The sequence below is a fragment of the Clostridium chrysemydis genome (genome assembly GCF_015234215.1).
Lineage (GTDB): Bacteria > Bacillota > Clostridia > Clostridiales > Clostridiaceae > Clostridium > Clostridium chrysemydis.
The window spans coordinates 158,950-173,030 of the sequence record NZ_JADEKP010000004.1; the positions used below are offsets into that span (position 1 = coordinate 158,950).

General features: G+C 31.0%; 15 protein-coding genes. 13 read left to right on the plus strand and 2 right to left on the minus strand.

The features are described from left to right. Positions 1–211: 211 nt before the first annotated feature. The 6 genes from INR60_RS12105 (at position 212) to INR60_RS12130 (ending at position 5,860) form a co-directional block, all read left to right on the plus strand. Positions 212–853 carry a redox-sensing transcriptional repressor Rex gene (locus INR60_RS12105; protein ID WP_194191798.1) on the plus strand — a complete coding sequence of 214 codons (642 nt, stop codon included), beginning with the start codon at positions 212–214 and terminating at the stop codon, positions 851–853. A gap of 257 nt (positions 854–1,110) precedes the next feature. Further along, positions 1,111–1,893, plus strand: coding sequence for a short-chain-enoyl-CoA hydratase (locus INR60_RS12110; RefSeq protein ID WP_194191799.1), 783 nt, complete (start codon positions 1,111–1,113; stop codon positions 1,891–1,893). Positions 1,894–1,938: 45 nt separating this feature from the next. After that, entirely contained in the window at positions 1,939–3,078 is a 1,140-nt protein-coding gene (locus INR60_RS12115) for an acyl-CoA dehydrogenase (RefSeq protein WP_194191800.1), read from the plus strand. 14 nt (positions 3,079–3,092) lie between these two features. After that, entirely contained in the window at positions 3,093–3,872 is a 780-nt protein-coding gene (locus INR60_RS12120) for an electron transfer flavoprotein subunit beta/FixA family protein (protein WP_194191801.1), read from the plus strand. 24 nt (positions 3,873–3,896) lie between these two features. Beyond that, a complete protein-coding gene (locus INR60_RS12125; RefSeq protein WP_194191802.1) occupies positions 3,897–4,898 on the plus strand; it encodes an electron transfer flavoprotein subunit alpha/FixB family protein in 1,002 nt (333 codons plus the stop codon). Between the two features lie 113 nt (positions 4,899–5,011). Then, the gene (locus INR60_RS12130; RefSeq protein WP_194191803.1) at positions 5,012–5,860 is read left to right on the plus strand and encodes a 3-hydroxybutyryl-CoA dehydrogenase; all 849 of its coding nucleotides are present in this window, start codon (positions 5,012–5,014) and stop codon (positions 5,858–5,860) included. Positions 5,861–6,226: 366 nt separating this feature from the next. Here INR60_RS12130 and INR60_RS12135 read toward each other — a convergent pair whose 3' ends face one another. Continuing rightward, positions 6,227–7,042 (minus strand): IS1/IS1595 family N-terminal zinc-binding domain-containing protein, encoded by an 816-nt coding sequence (locus INR60_RS12135; protein ID WP_194191804.1) that lies wholly within the window; start codon positions 7,040–7,042, stop codon positions 6,227–6,229. Between the two features lie 43 nt (positions 7,043–7,085). Here INR60_RS12135 and INR60_RS17565 point away from each other — a divergent pair, with 43 nt between their 5' ends. Further along, entirely contained in the window at positions 7,086–7,211 is a 126-nt protein-coding gene (locus INR60_RS17565; RefSeq protein WP_274380444.1) for a hypothetical protein, read from the plus strand. A gap of 218 nt (positions 7,212–7,429) precedes the next feature. After that, complete coding sequence (locus INR60_RS12140; RefSeq protein ID WP_194191805.1) at positions 7,430–8,317, plus strand: CAP domain-containing protein; 888 nt, start codon at positions 7,430–7,432, stop codon at positions 8,315–8,317. A 138-nt stretch (positions 8,318–8,455) separates the two neighbouring features. Here the strand turns inward: INR60_RS12140 and INR60_RS12145 are convergent, their stop codons facing one another. Then, positions 8,456–8,905 carry a hypothetical protein gene (locus INR60_RS12145; protein ID WP_194191806.1) on the minus strand — a complete coding sequence of 150 codons (450 nt, stop codon included), beginning with the start codon at positions 8,903–8,905 and terminating at the stop codon, positions 8,456–8,458. Positions 8,906–9,091: 186 nt separating this feature from the next. On the opposite strand from INR60_RS12145, the gene INR60_RS12150 reads away from it, so the two are divergent. The 5 genes from INR60_RS12150 to INR60_RS12170 all read left to right on the plus strand — a co-directional run bounded on the left by INR60_RS12150 (position 9,092) and on the right by INR60_RS12170 (position 14,079). Further along, on the plus strand, positions 9,092–9,982 hold the full coding sequence (locus tag INR60_RS12150) for a sulfide/dihydroorotate dehydrogenase-like FAD/NAD-binding protein (protein ID WP_194191807.1): 891 nt from the start codon (positions 9,092–9,094) through the stop codon (positions 9,980–9,982). Further along, positions 9,982–11,373: an NADPH-dependent glutamate synthase gene (gene gltA / locus INR60_RS12155; protein ID WP_194191808.1), complete on the plus strand. Its 1,392-nt coding sequence runs from the start codon at positions 9,982–9,984 to the stop codon at positions 11,371–11,373. The genes INR60_RS12150 and gltA overlap by 1 nt, the downstream gene beginning before the upstream one ends. 141 nt (positions 11,374–11,514) lie before the next feature. Beyond that, positions 11,515–11,925 (plus strand): C-GCAxxG-C-C family (seleno)protein, encoded by a 411-nt coding sequence (locus INR60_RS12160; protein WP_194191809.1) that lies wholly within the window; start codon positions 11,515–11,517, stop codon positions 11,923–11,925. 1 nt (position 11,926) lies between these two features. Beyond that, a complete protein-coding gene (locus INR60_RS12165) occupies positions 11,927–12,823 on the plus strand; it encodes a DNA-3-methyladenine glycosylase family protein (RefSeq protein ID WP_194191810.1) in 897 nt (298 codons plus the stop codon). Positions 12,824–13,038: 215 nt separating this feature from the next. After that, entirely contained in the window at positions 13,039–14,079 is a 1,041-nt protein-coding gene (locus INR60_RS12170; protein ID WP_194191811.1) for an FtsX-like permease family protein, read from the plus strand. The last annotated feature ends 2 nt before the right edge of the window (positions 14,080–14,081 follow it).

The following is a 14,081-nucleotide window of genomic DNA, read 5'->3' on the forward strand; positions in this document are numbered from 1 at the left end:
AACAGAAAAAAACAGATTTAAAACTACAGTATATAAAATATATCAATATACTATATAAATGAAAAATATAATTAGAAAACTTAAAAAAAATAGATTATTTTTATCGATTTATGGTAATATAAAATAGATAGTTAAAAAATTCACCCAGTTAGAGGAAAATTGGTAGTAATATAACTTAAAATACAAATAAAAGCAATTAAAGGAGAGCAGTATGGAAAAGAAAAAGAATATTTCAATGGCTGTAATTAAAAGATTGCCTAAGTATCATAGATATTTAAATGAATTATTAAATAATGATGTAGATAGAATTTCTTCAAAAGAGTTAGGGGAGAAGATTGGCTTTACAGCTTCTCAAATAAGACAGGATTTAAATTGTTTTGGTGACTTCGGGCAACAAGGTTATGGTTATAACGTTAGAGCATTAAGTAATGAGATAAGTAAGATTTTAGGGCTAGATAGAGACTATGATGCAGTCATAGTTGGTGCTGGTAATATAGGGCAAGCGATTGCAAACTATACTAGATTTGGTCAAATGAAAATGAACTTTACAGCAATTTTTGATGCGAATCCAAAATTAGTAGGATTAAGAATTAGAGATGTAGAAATAAGAGAGATTGATAATTTAAATACATACTTAGAAGGCAAGAATACAGATGTTGGTGTTATTTGTGTTCCAAGAATCAACGCTCAAAAGGTGTGTGATTCACTAGTCGCTGGTGGAGTTAAAGCAATCTGGAACTTTGCACCTGTAGATTTAGTAGTGCCAGATGATGTAATAGTTGAAAATGTTCACTTAAGTGAAAGTTTATTAACTTTAATTTATCTTCTACACGATAAAGAATCAAATAAATAAAAATTAGAATAAAATAAGATTGTTAAAAATTTTACACAAAGTTACTAAAAAATATTGCAAAATTTTTAACAAAGTTATATAATAATAATTGAAGTTGAGAGACTTCAATTATTTTTTTGTCGTTATTTGTGAAACAAATAACAAAGAGAGAAATTTTATAATAGATTACAAGTTTAGGTATAAAATGAAAATTTATAATATAAAAGGGTTAATTTTACTCTAATAACCTTTTGATTGTGTTTTAGGAGGATTCAGTGATGGAATTAAACAACGTACTTCTTGAAAAAGAAGGAAACTTAGCTATTGTAACTATCAATAGACCAAAAGCATTAAATGCTTTAAACTCAGAAACTCTTAAAGAGTTAAACATGGTAGTTGAAGATCTTGAAAAAGATAACAACATCTATGCAGTAATTCTTACAGGTGCTGGAGAAAAATCTTTTGTAGCTGGAGCTGATATTTCAGAAATGAAAGATTTAGATGAAAAAGGTGGAGAAGAATTTGGTGCTTTAGGAAATAAAGTATTCAGAAGACTAGAAACTTTAGACAAGCCAGTTATAGCAGCAATCTCAGGATTTGCTTTAGGTGGAGGATGCGAGCTTGCAATGGCATGTGATATAAGAATAGCTTCAGAAAAAGCTAGATTTGCACAACCAGAAGCAGGACTTGGAATAACACCAGGATTTGGGGGAACTCAAAGATTAGCTAGAATCGTTGGAGAAGGTAAAGCTAAAGAGCTTATCTACACTTGCGATATGATTAAAGCAGATGAAGCTTTAAGAATAGGATTAGTTAATAAAGTAGTAGCTTTAGAAGAATTAATGGCAGAAGCTAGAAAAATGGCTTCAAAAATCATGGCAAACGCTCCAATAGCAGTTAGATTATGTAAAGATGCAATTGGAAGAGGAATGCAAGTTGATATGGATAGAGCTATCATGATAGAAGCTGAAGACTTCGGAAAATGTTTTGCAACAGAAGACCAAGTTGAAGGTATGACAGCATTCATGGAGAGAAGAGAAAAGAATTTCCAAAATAAATAGTTAATATATAAAATTTAGGGTGTATTGAACAGGAGGGTAATTTAAATGAATTTCCAATTAACTAGAGAACAAGAATTAGTAAGACAAATGGTTAGAGAATTTGCTAACAATGAAGTTAAGCCAATAGCAGCAGAGATTGACGAAACTGAAAGATTCCCAATGGAAAATGTTAAGAAAATGGCTGAATTAGGAATGATGGGTATCCCATTTTCTAAAGAGTACGAAGGAGCAGGTGGAGACACTTTATCATATATCTTAGCAGTTGAAGAATTATCAAAAGTATGTGGTACTACAGGAGTTATTCTTTCAGCCCACACTTCACTTTGTGGAGCAGTTATAAACCAATTTGGTAAACCAGATCAAAAAGCTAAATACTTACCAGACTTAGCAAGCGGAAGAAAAGTTGGTGCTTTCGGACTAACTGAACCAGGAGCTGGTACTGATGCTGCAGGACAACAAACTACAGCAGTTTTAGATGGGGATAACTATATCCTTAACGGATCAAAAATATTCATAACAAATGGTGGAGTTGCTGAAACTTTCATAATATTTGCTATGACAGATAAATCTAAAGGAACAAAAGGAATTTCAGCTTTCATAGTTGAAAAAGCATTCCCAGGGTTCTCAATAGGTAAAGTTGAAGATAAGCTTGGAATCAGAGCATCATCAACTACAGAGTTAATAATGGAAAACTGTATCGTACCAAAAGAAAACTTACTTGGACAAGAAGGAAGAGGATTTGGTATAGCAATGAAAACTCTTGACGGAGGAAGAATTGGTATAGCAGCTCAAGCTTTAGGTATCGCAGAAGGAGCTTTAGAAGAAGCTGTTAACTACATGAAAGAAAGAAAACAATTTGGTAGACCACTTTCAGCATTCCAAGGATTACAATGGATGATAGCTGAAATGGATACAAAAGTAGAAGCTGCAAGATACTTAGTTTACAAAGCTGCTACATTAAAAGAAGCAGGTCTTCCATACTCAGTAGAAGCTGCAAGAGCTAAATTATACGCAGCAGAAGTTGCTATGGATGTAACTACTAAAGCAGTTCAAATCTTCGGTGGATATGGTTACACTAAAGAATACCCAGTTGAAAGAATGATGAGAGATGCTAAAATCACAGAAATTTACGAAGGAACTTCAGAAGTTCAAAAAATGGTTATAGCAGGAAGTAAGTTAAGATAGGGAGGTCAATAAAAATGAATATATTAGTTTGTTTAAAACAAGTTCCAGATACTACAGCAGTTAAAATAGATCCTAAAACAGGAACACTTATAAGAGATGGAGTACCATCAATCATTAACCCAGAAGATAAGCATGCTTTAGAAGCAGCGCTTCAAATAAAAGACAAGAGTGGGGCAAATATTACAGTAATAAGTATGGGACCTCCACAAGCACAAAACGCATTAAGAGAAGCTTTATGTATGGGAGCTGACGATGCAATCCTTATAACTGATAGAGCATTTGCAGGAGCTGATACTTTAGCTACATCAAAAGCTTTAGCAGGAGCAATCAAAAAATTAGAGTATGATATAGTTTTCGCTGGAAGACAAGCTATCGATGGAGATACAGCACAAGTTGGACCAGAAATAGCAGAGCACTTAAATATACCTCAAGTAACTTACGTTCAAGGTGTAGAAGTTAAAGAAAACGGATTATTAGTAAATAGAGCATTAGAAGACGGACACGAAATGATAGAAGTTCAAACTCCATGTCTTTTAACAGCAATCGAAGAGTTAAATCACCCAAGATATATGAACTGTGGATTAATCTTTGATACAGTAGATAAAGAAATAACTATATGGTCAGCAGACGATATAGATGTAGATAAAGCAGAATTAGGACTAAAAGGTTCACCAACTAAAGTTAAAAAGTCAATGACTAAAGAAGCTAAGGGAGCTGGAGAATTAGTTAAAGAAGGTCCAAAAGACTCTGTTGCATACGTAATCGGAAAATTAAAAGAAAAGCACTACATCTAAGGAAAGTTTGGGAGGTAATTGAAAATGAATATAGCAGATTTCAAAGGTGTTTGGGTATTCGCTGAACAAAGAGAAGGCGAATTACAAAAAGTATCATTAGAATTATTAGGCGAAGGTAGAAGAATAGCAGACGAATTAGGAGTAGAGCTTACAGCTTTATTATTAGGACATAACATATCAGATTTAGCTGAAACTTTAGGAAACCACGGTGCAGATAAAGTTATCGTTTGTGATCACAAAGATTTAGAGCACTATACTACAGATGGATATACAAAAGTTATCTGTGACTTAGCTAAAGAAAGAAAACCTGGAATATTATTCGTAGGAGCAACTTTCATAGGAAGAGACTTAGGTCCAAGAGTTGCAGCTAGATTAGAAACAGGATTAACAGCTGACTGTACTCAATTAGCAGTAGAAGTTGAAAATGGCGATTTATTAGCTACAAGACCAGCATTCGGTGGAAACTTAATGGCTACAATCGCATGTCCAGATCACAGACCACAAATGGCTACTGTAAGACCTGGAGTTTTCTCAAAAATCGATGAGAGAAAACCTAACTTAGAAATTGAAAATGTTGAAGTTAAATTAGCAGATTCAGATATCAGAACAAAAGTAGTTGAAATAGTTAAAGAAACTAAAGATGTTGTTGATATAAGTGAAGCAAACTTCTTAGTTGCAGGTGGTAGAGGAGTAGGAAGCAAAGAAAACTTTGATAAACTACAAGAACTTGCAGACGTACTTGGTGGAGCAGTTGCAGCATCAAGAGGAGCTATAGATAAAGGATGGGTTGAAAGAGATTACCAAGTAGGTCAAACAGGAAAAACAGTTAGACCTAACATCTACATTGCATGTGGTATTTCAGGAGCTATCCAACATACAGCTGGTATGCAAGAATCAGATATGATCATTGCTATAAACAAAGATGAAACAGCTCCAATCATGAAATTAGCTGACTATGCTATAGTTGGTGATGTTAATAAAGTATTACCAGAAATGATCGCTCAATTCAAAGCAGCAAAAAACTAATTTAGAATTTTAAAATTAAATGCATTTTACTAGAAATTCTAGTAAAATGCATAAATTTAAATAGATATCGGAAAATATATAATCTTCGACTAGAAGTTTAGGAGGGTAAAATTATGAAAAAGATATTTGTATTAGGTGCAGGAACTATGGGAGCTGGAATCGTTCAAGCTTTCGCACAAAAAGGACATGAAGTAATAGTAAGAGATATTAAACAAGAGTTCGTTGAAAAAGGAATCGCAGGAATAGATAAAGGTCTTTCAAGATTAGTTTCAAAAGGAAAAATGACTGAAGAAACTAAAGTTGAAATCTTAAGCAGAATTTCAGGAACTACTGATATGAATTTAGCAGCTGATTGTGACTTAGTAGTAGAAGCAGCTGTAGAAAACATGAAAATCAAAAAAGAAATATTCGCTGAATTAGATAGAATTTGTAAACCAGAAACTATCTTAGCTTCAAATACTTCATCATTATCAATAACTGAAGTAGCTTCAGCTACATTCAGAGCTGATAAAGTTATAGGAATGCACTTCTTTAACCCAGCTCCAGTAATGAAGTTAGTTGAAATCATAAGAGGAATAGCTACAAGCCAAGAAACTTTCGATGCAGTTAAAGAATTATCAGTTGCTATCGGAAAAGAGCCTGTAGAAGTTTCAGAAGCTCCAGGATTCGTTGTAAACAGAATCTTAATCCCAATGATAAACGAAGCTACATTCATACTTCAAGAAGGAATCGCTTCAGTTGAAGATATAGATACAGCTATGAAATATGGTGCTAACCACCCAATGGGACCTTTAGCATTAGGAGATCTTATAGGATTAGATGTATGTCTTGCAATCATGGACGTATTATATAGCGAAACTGGTGATAGCAAATACAGAGCATCAAGCTTATTAAGAAAATACGTAAGAGCTGGATGGCTTGGAAGAAAGTCAGGAAAAGGTTTCTACGACTACAGCAGATAATAAATACGTGTTTAATTTCATTAATATATATAAAGGTAGGTATCTTAAGGGATGCCTATCTTTTTTGCTATAAAGGAAATTATAAGAGTAAAGTTATATTTTAAGCGTAGTACCTCATAATTTGGTAATAAGTGGGCATAAGTAGCTAATCAATAACAAATAATAAAAAATCAAAAAAACTACAACATTGTTACGAGATATTATTGGTACAAGGGATTTTCGCTATATTCATATAAATTTTCGATATTTTGGACAAGTGAAAATTATTTAGACAAACTATCAAAAATCAATAGATGTAGACAAGTAATTACTATAGGGACAAGCTATTAAGATATACTTATATTAGGAATAAATATTGTGGAAAAATTAAATTACTTTTACACAAAAAATAGAACTTATTAAATTAGATAAAATAGTATGTTTTTCATAGGATCCTTCGTAAATATATAAGAACCAATTTAAATAAACTTGCAGATATTTTGTAGCAACGCTTCTAAACTTTTTAAGCCATCTTCTTAAATTCAATATAAAATCAGAACAATTATTAAGTAAAATTTCACTTTCTTCTTTAGAAATTTCTAATTCCTTCTTTTTATGAAGAGAGTAGTTTAACTTCTTAGATACGAGATAAGAAAATCTATCTTTTCCAGGCAAAAAATAAGTATTAAATACAGGATTAAACTCAATTAATAAATTCTCTATAGATTCCTTTGTAGGGCTCATAGAATCAAAGGATATCCTAGCTAGAGAGTAATTGTTTTTGTTAATAGTTGTAGCTACAAAGATGTTTTTTCTTCTAGAAATAGTACAAACGGGCGGAGTCTTTTGACCTTTAAAGTTTTCTAAGAATTTAGTATGTCTCATAGCTGTAACTATATGAGTTCTTCTTGAATCAGTATAAGTTTCTATATGTTTTAGTATCTTATGCCTCCATCTAAAAGATGTTTCTATACAAATATTTAACCCATATGCACAATCTCTTATAGTAGCACCAGATAGCATAAGGCGAGTGTATTTGTCACAAAGGTCAACACTCTTTCTAGTATTATGCCAGACAAGCCCAGTCCCTTCATTAAAGGTTTTAAGACAATCCTTGCATTGATACCTTTGGACGCATCTATATTTTCCGTATTTAATAAAGTGTTTTGAATTGCAATGGGGACAAGCTTGTGTATGTACCATAATCTCACCTCGAAAAATTTTGATTTTTTTAGTTATTTTGATTATGGACATAAAAAAATGCCTTTATTCAGGTGATTTTGGTAAAATACCAACAAAGAAGCAAAACAATGTTGTAGAGGAAGTAAACATTACTATAGAGCAAGGTGGAAAATTAAAAAAATATAAATAAACTGTAAAGGAATAAATAGAATATATGTGAAAGCATTATAAAATAAGGAATAAAAATTATATGTAATATGGTAATATCGGATAAATATAAAAGAAATGTAAGCAAAACATAGGGGTTAGCGTATTGTGGTGATAAGGGTTGTCCTTGTAAAATAAAGATAGAGTTATACTTAACAAATAGGTTATAACTCTGTTACTTATTTTCACAAAGGAGGAAGTATGAAGAGAAAAGCAATACTATCAGTATTATTAGGTGCAGTTACTTTAATCACGGTGGGGTGTACGAAATCTATTGATAACCAAAGTAAAAATGGAGAAAATAACACTAAAATCGTTGAAGATAACAATAGTATAAAAAATTCAAGTGACAACAATAAGTCAAAAGATGATAATGCTAAAGAAAAAGAAGAAAAAGTAAATGAGTCTAATAATAAAGAAGAAAATAAAACTGGAACTTCTATTTCTAAAAAGGAAAAAAATAAGGATAAGCTAGTTGAAGCAAAGGATAATAAGACTAGTAATAAAGCTTCAGAAGATAACTCTAAAAAGGTAGAAGATAATTCTAATAAAGAAAGTGGTAACACTTCAAACAATGAAGCTAAGCCTAAAGTCCAAAGATACTATTCAAATAACAATACTACTAATAATCAAAAAAATAATTCTAATGTTAATAATAATACTAATAACAACGTAACTAATGAAAGTTCTTATATGTCAGCTGTTGAAAGTGAAATAATTAATATAGTAAATAGCGAAAGGGCTAAAGCAGGTAAAAAAGCCTTATCATATAACGCTACTATGCAATCTTATGGAAGACAGAAATCTAAAGATATGGCAATAAATAATTATTTTTCACATGAAGACCTGTCAAATCGAACAGAATATGATAAAATGAAAGCAAATGGAGTAAAAATAAGTGCATGGGGAGAGAATATTGCATATATGAGTAACAGAAGTCCAGAAGTTCTAGCAAGAGAGTTTATGAACAACTGGATGAATTCTCCGGGACATAGAGCTAACATTTTAAGCGGTAACTTCACAGGTATAGGTGTTGGAGTTTATAAGTCAGGGGATAAAATTTATGCAACTCAAGAATTCTGTGCATAATTAAATAGCCTTCGGGTTGTAGAATTCTTCTTAAATATTTTAGATTTACAAGAGAAAAAGGTTAAGATTGAATAATACAACTTTATTTAATAAAGGGATGTTTCTAACGTGTTAGAAACATCCCTTTTAAAATTTATATTATTTAACTTTTCTTTTATTTGAATTTGTTTTAGTAAAATTCTTTTTGGAAGATTTATTATTTTTGTTTAAAAGATATTTTATACCTTTTATTATAAGTACTATTACTAAGTAAATAACAAAAATAAAGATAAACCCGTATAATCCCCAAAAGACATCCCCAAACTCCATATTACCAGCACCAGTTAATTTTTGTTGTATCTCTATAGAGACAGTTATAAAAATTAAAATAGTAAAAGTATATACGAAGGATACTGCTGTAATTGAATATTTAGCTAAAACTCTAAATAATACTTGTGCAAAAGCAAAAATAAAAATCCCTATTACACCTATAAATATAAAGTGAAGCTCTTTGTCAGTAAAATTATATCCCATAGAAGATAGGTAATGTATAGTTTTATCATGAATTGAGTTCATGATATTAACTAGGTCTTTAATTATTTCAACCATAGATAAATCCCCCTTAATTAATGTCATTATATATTTTATCACAATATTTATCGTATTTTATAATCAGTCTTTCAATGTAAGCTAAATTTAATAGATTGTATGTAATTCTTAAAACTTATTGTAATATTTAGGAAAAAAATGATATAATTGTGAAATGAAAATTTGGAATTACAGGGGGTTATATGGATGTATAAAATAGTTAAAAAGAAGACTTTAGCAGATAATTTATATTCTTTGGATATAGAAGCTAAAAGAGTTAGTAAAAGTGCAAAACCGGGGCAATTTATTATTATAAAAAATGATGAAAAAGGTGAGAGAATTCCTTTAACTATAGCTGATTTTAATAAAGACTTAGGAACTGTAACTGTAGTGTTTCAAACTATGGGAAAGAGCACTAAAGATTTAGCTAAGTTTAACGAAGGAGATAGCGTTTTAGACTTTGTTGGGCCTTTAGGAATGCCTAGTGAATTTGTAAATGAAGACTTAGAAGAATTAAAAAAGGAAAAAATATTATTTGTTTGCGGAGGAGTAGGGGCAGCTCCAGTATATCCTCAAGTAAAATGGATGAAAGAAAACAAAATAGATGTTGATGTAATAATAGGAAGCAGAAATAAAGATTTAATTATACTTGAAGAAGAAATGAGAAAAGTAGCTAAAAATTTATATATAGCTACTGATGACGGGTCTTACGGATTTAAAGGAAGAGTTACTGATCTTTTAGAAGATTTAGTTAATAATAGAGGAAAAAAATACACTCACGCTATAATTATAGGACCTATGATAATGATGAAATTTATGTCTAGTTTAACTAAAAAACTTAATATAAAAACTACAGTTAGCTTAAATCCTATAATGGTAGATGGAACTGGGATGTGTGGTGCTTGTAGAGTTACTGTAGGGGGAGAAGTTAAGTTTGCTTGTGTTGATGGACCTGAGTTTGATGGGCATCTAGTAGATTATGATGAGGCTATGAGAAGGCAAACTATGTATAAGACAGAAGAGGGAAGAAAAGCCTTAAAAGAAATAGAAGGTAACACTCACCACGGTGGCTGTGGAAATTGCGGGGGTGAAGAGTAATGGATAATTTAGATAGAATGAAAAGAATTCCTGTTTTAGAACAAGAAGCTAAGGTTCGTAATAGAAACTTTAACGAGGTTTGTTTGGGGTATAGAGAAGAAGAGGCAGTTAAAGAGGCTAACAGGTGCTTAGGGTGTAAAAACCCAAGGTGCGTAGGAAATTGCCCTGTAAATGTAGATATACCTGAATTTATAAAAGGAATTAAAGAGGAAAATTTTGAAGGAGCTATAAAAGCAATAGCAAAATCATCATCTCTTCCAGCTGTGTGTGGGAGAGTTTGTCCTCAAGAAAGCCAATGCGAGGGTGCTTGTGTCCTTGGAATAAAAGGAGAGCCAGTATCTATAGGTAAGCTTGAAAGGTTTGCAGCTGATTGGTCTAGAGAAAACGAAATAGATCTATCAGAAATAGAGACTAAACTAAATAAAAAAGTAGCAGTTATTGGAAGTGGACCAGCGGGGCTTACTTGTGCTGGTGATTTAGCAAAACTAGGGTATGACGTTACTATATTTGAAGCTCTTCACGAGCCAGGTGGAGTTTTAGTTTATGGTATTCCAGAGTTTAGACTTCCAAAAGATACTGTAGTTAAAAGTGAAATAGAAAATGTTAAAAAGCTTGGAGTAAAGATTGAGACTAATGTAATTATAGGTAGAACTATTACTATAGATGAGCTTTTTGAAGAGGAAGGTTTTGAAGCTGTGTTTGTAGGTTCTGGAGCTGGACTTCCAAAGTTTATGGGAATAAAGGGTGAAAACTCTAACGGAGTATTTTCAGCAAACGAGTTTTTAACTAGAAATAATTTAATGAAAGCTTTTAAAGAAGGATATGAAACTCCTATAAAGCTTGGAAAAAAAGTTTGTGTTGTAGGTGGAGGAAATGTTGCTATGGATGCAGCTAGAACTGCACTTAGACTCGGTGCTGAAACGCATATAGTTTATAGAAGAGGCTTAGATGAGCTTCCAGCTAGAATAGAAGAAATTCATCATGCTAAAGAAGAAGGGATAATCTTTGATGTTTTAACAAATCCTATAGAGATTTTAAGTGATGAAAACGGCTGGGTTTCTGGAATGAAATGCGTTAAAATGGAACTCGGAGAAGCTGACGAATCAGGAAGAAGAAGACCTAAAGAAATAGAAGGATCAGAATTTATAATAGATTTTGATACTGTAATAATGTCTCTTGGAACTTCACCAAACCCTCTTATTTCTTCCACTACAGAAGGTTTAGAAATAAATAAGAGAGGATGTATAGTTGCAAATGAAGACGGAATAACATCTAGAGAAGGAGTTTTTGCGGCAGGAGATGCAGTAACTGGAGCTGCAACTGTAATACTTGCTATGGGAGCTTCTAAAAAAGCAGCAAAAGCTATACATGAATACTTAAATAAAGAGTAAAATAAAAAGAGGATGCTAAAATTACAGTATTGTAATAAGGCACCTCTTTTATTATATTTAATAAAAGGACATTAGATTTTAATATAATTATGTTATAATAAAGAAATATAATTAATCAATAATTATTATGGAGTGTGTAAAATGTTAATAGATAAAGTAAAAAAATATTCAGATAAAGAAAAATATGATTTTAATTGTTCAGAGAGAATGTTATTTGCAGCAAGTGATGAGTACGGATTAAACGTATCAGAAGATGCTATGAAGGCTATGGCTTCCTTTGGTGGAGGAATGGGAATAGAGAGCATCTGCGGGGCAGCGACTGGGGCTATTTCTGTTATAGGGATAATATTTACTAAAGATAGAGCTCATGCTACACCAAAAGTTAGGGAGTTAACTATAGAATTTATGAATAAATTCCAAGATAAATTAAGAACTCATAATTGCGATGAATTAAAAAAAGAGTACAAAGATGAAGTAAAGGGCTGCGGTCACATGTTAGATACAGCAGCAATCATTTTAGATGAAATAATTATAAGAGAAAAAGGTGAGTAATTTGGATTTAAAAGATGTAAAGTATGAAGAAAACAAAGTTATATTAGAAGGGGTTAAAAACTTCAATATAAAGCAAATACTAGAGTGTGGTCAATGCTTTAGATGGGAAAAAATCAAAGAGATGGATTACATAATTATAGCTTTTGGTAAAGTTATAGAAGTTATTCAAGAAGGGGATAATGTAACTATATTAAATTCAAACAAAGAAGATTTTAAAAATATTTGGTTTAAATATTTTGATTTAGAGAGAGATTACGGAAAGATAAAAGACGAGTTATCAAAAGATGAAACTTTAAAGCTTAGCGTAGAATACGGATACGGTATAAGACTTTTAAACCAAGAGCCTTTTGAACTTTTAATAAGCTTTATAATCTCAGCTAGAAATAGTATTCCTTCTATCAAAAAAACTATTTCTAAAATAAGTGAAAGATTTGGAGAAAAGATAGAGTATAATGGTGAAACTTACTACACTTTCCCAACTCCAGAAGAGCTTAAAGATGCTACAGAAGATGATATAAGAGAAACAGGTGCATCATTTAGAAGTAAATATATAGTTGATACTGTAAAAAATATAAATTCAGATTTAGATATAGAAGACGGAATTTATAACCTTTGCAGAATAGAAGGATTAAGTGATGATGATTGCCACAAAGCACTTCAAGAATTTAAAGGTGTAGGTGCTAAGGTAGCAGATTGCATAATGTTGTTTTCTATGGGTAAGTATTCAGGCTTCCCAGTAGATGTTTGGGTTAAAAGAGCTATGATGCATTTTTATGATGCAGAAGAGGGTTCTTTAAATAAAATAAGAATCTTTGCAAGAGATAGATTTAAAAATTTAGCAGGCTTTGCACAACAATACTTGTTCTATTACGCAAGAGAAAACGGAATAAAATTATAAAAAGCATACAATATAAAACCTTACAGTCTTTTGACTGTAAGGTTTTTTTTGTTGTATAAATTGACAAAATAACAAAAAAATGAAAATAACTTTCGAAAAAATATAAATATTTTCATGTAAATATGCTAAATTTATATAAATAAAAATGATAATTGAAATCAAATTAAATACATATTATTATAAAATTGTAAAATAAAACAAAATAAGGGGGAAACATGAAGAAGGGGAAATTAGACACATATAGTATTTTCTATGGTATTTCAATTACTATAGGGTTAGTTTTGTTCATGCTTGCTAGTTCTTCGATTTCTAATATTAATAAAAACTTCTTAAAGAGTGAGCCAAGCAAGAATAAAGTAATACAATTTGAAGGGGAAAAGGATATCCAAATTAAAGAAATCTTAGATGAGTTAAATAAAAATAAATTAACTACTTGTTTAGCTTATTATGATTTTGAGAAAAATCATATATTAAAAACTATAGTTCAATTTGACGGAAATGATATGAGTGAAGATATGAGCTATGGAGAATTTTTTACAAAGGAAGAATTTAAAAATAGTGATAAATCAGAGGGAATATATGCTGTTAATTTAGCAGATAAAGAAGAAGTTAAGATTTTAGATGAAGAAATCTCAAAAAGAGGGAAGACTTATGTACCTAATGGTGAAATTATAATTCCTGAGAAACTATTTTATAAAAATTCAAAAGAGAAAGATTTAAAACTTAATAATAGAGAGTATTTAGTTACAATACATGGTAATGAAAAAGAGATAGAAAATGGAGTTAAAGGCTTAGAGAAACTTATAAATAATAAATACAAAGGGACTATTATGGAAGTTGATGGTGCAGTATCTGATGTAAACGGAGAGGAAACAAGATTATTTAAAAATTTAGTTTTTGCAGTTATTGTTATAGTCACTTTAAACTTAGTAGGAACATCATATCTTTTAATTGAAAACAGAAAAAAAGATTTAGTTATAAGAAAGGTATGTGGTGCTACAGATGAAGCTATTTTTAAGTTATACTTTAAATATTTATTTAAAACGACTATGATTTCTTTCCTTATATCGATAGTGATTCAATTTATCATTATAAAAATAACTGGAGGTACTATAGGGGATATAGACATTAGATTTGCTAGTAATACTATACTGTATTCGTTCTTGATTTGTATCGCTTTTATCATTATAAATATACTGCCAGTTTATTCTAAGTTAACTAAGATAGACTTAGTAGAACTTTTAAAGGAGGTATAGGG

Excerpts from the sequence above, each read along its gene's own strand:
- INR60_RS12125 (WP_194191802.1), top strand. The coding sequence starts at position 3,897 with ATGAATATAGCAGATTTCAAAGGTGTTTGGGTATTCGCTGAACAAAGA.
- INR60_RS12115 (WP_194191800.1), top strand. The coding sequence starts at position 1,939 with ATGAATTTCCAATTAACTAGAGAACAAGAATTAGTAAGACAAATGGTT.
- gltA (WP_194191808.1), top strand. The coding sequence starts at position 9,982 with ATGGATAATTTAGATAGAATGAAAAGAATTCCTGTTTTAGAACAAGAA.
- INR60_RS12110 (WP_194191799.1), top strand. The coding sequence starts at position 1,111 with ATGGAATTAAACAACGTACTTCTTGAAAAAGAAGGAAACTTAGCTATT.
- INR60_RS12105 (WP_194191798.1), top strand. The coding sequence starts at position 212 with ATGGAAAAGAAAAAGAATATTTCAATGGCTGTAATTAAAAGATTGCCT.
- INR60_RS12135 (WP_194191804.1), bottom strand. The coding sequence starts at position 7,042 with ATGGTACATACACAAGCTTGTCCCCATTGCAATTCAAAACACTTTATT.
- INR60_RS12170 (WP_194191811.1), top strand. The coding sequence starts at position 13,039 with ATGAAGAAGGGGAAATTAGACACATATAGTATTTTCTATGGTATTTCA.
- INR60_RS12130 (WP_194191803.1), top strand. The coding sequence starts at position 5,012 with ATGAAAAAGATATTTGTATTAGGTGCAGGAACTATGGGAGCTGGAATC.
- INR60_RS12150 (WP_194191807.1), top strand. The coding sequence starts at position 9,092 with ATGTATAAAATAGTTAAAAAGAAGACTTTAGCAGATAATTTATATTCT.
- INR60_RS12145 (WP_194191806.1), bottom strand. The coding sequence starts at position 8,905 with ATGGTTGAAATAATTAAAGACCTAGTTAATATCATGAACTCAATTCAT.
- INR60_RS12160 (WP_194191809.1), top strand. The coding sequence starts at position 11,515 with ATGTTAATAGATAAAGTAAAAAAATATTCAGATAAAGAAAAATATGAT.
- INR60_RS17565 (WP_274380444.1), top strand. The coding sequence starts at position 7,086 with ATGGACATAAAAAAATGCCTTTATTCAGGTGATTTTGGTAAAATACCA.
- INR60_RS12140 (WP_194191805.1), top strand. The coding sequence starts at position 7,430 with ATGAAGAGAAAAGCAATACTATCAGTATTATTAGGTGCAGTTACTTTA.
- INR60_RS12120 (WP_194191801.1), top strand. The coding sequence starts at position 3,093 with ATGAATATATTAGTTTGTTTAAAACAAGTTCCAGATACTACAGCAGTT.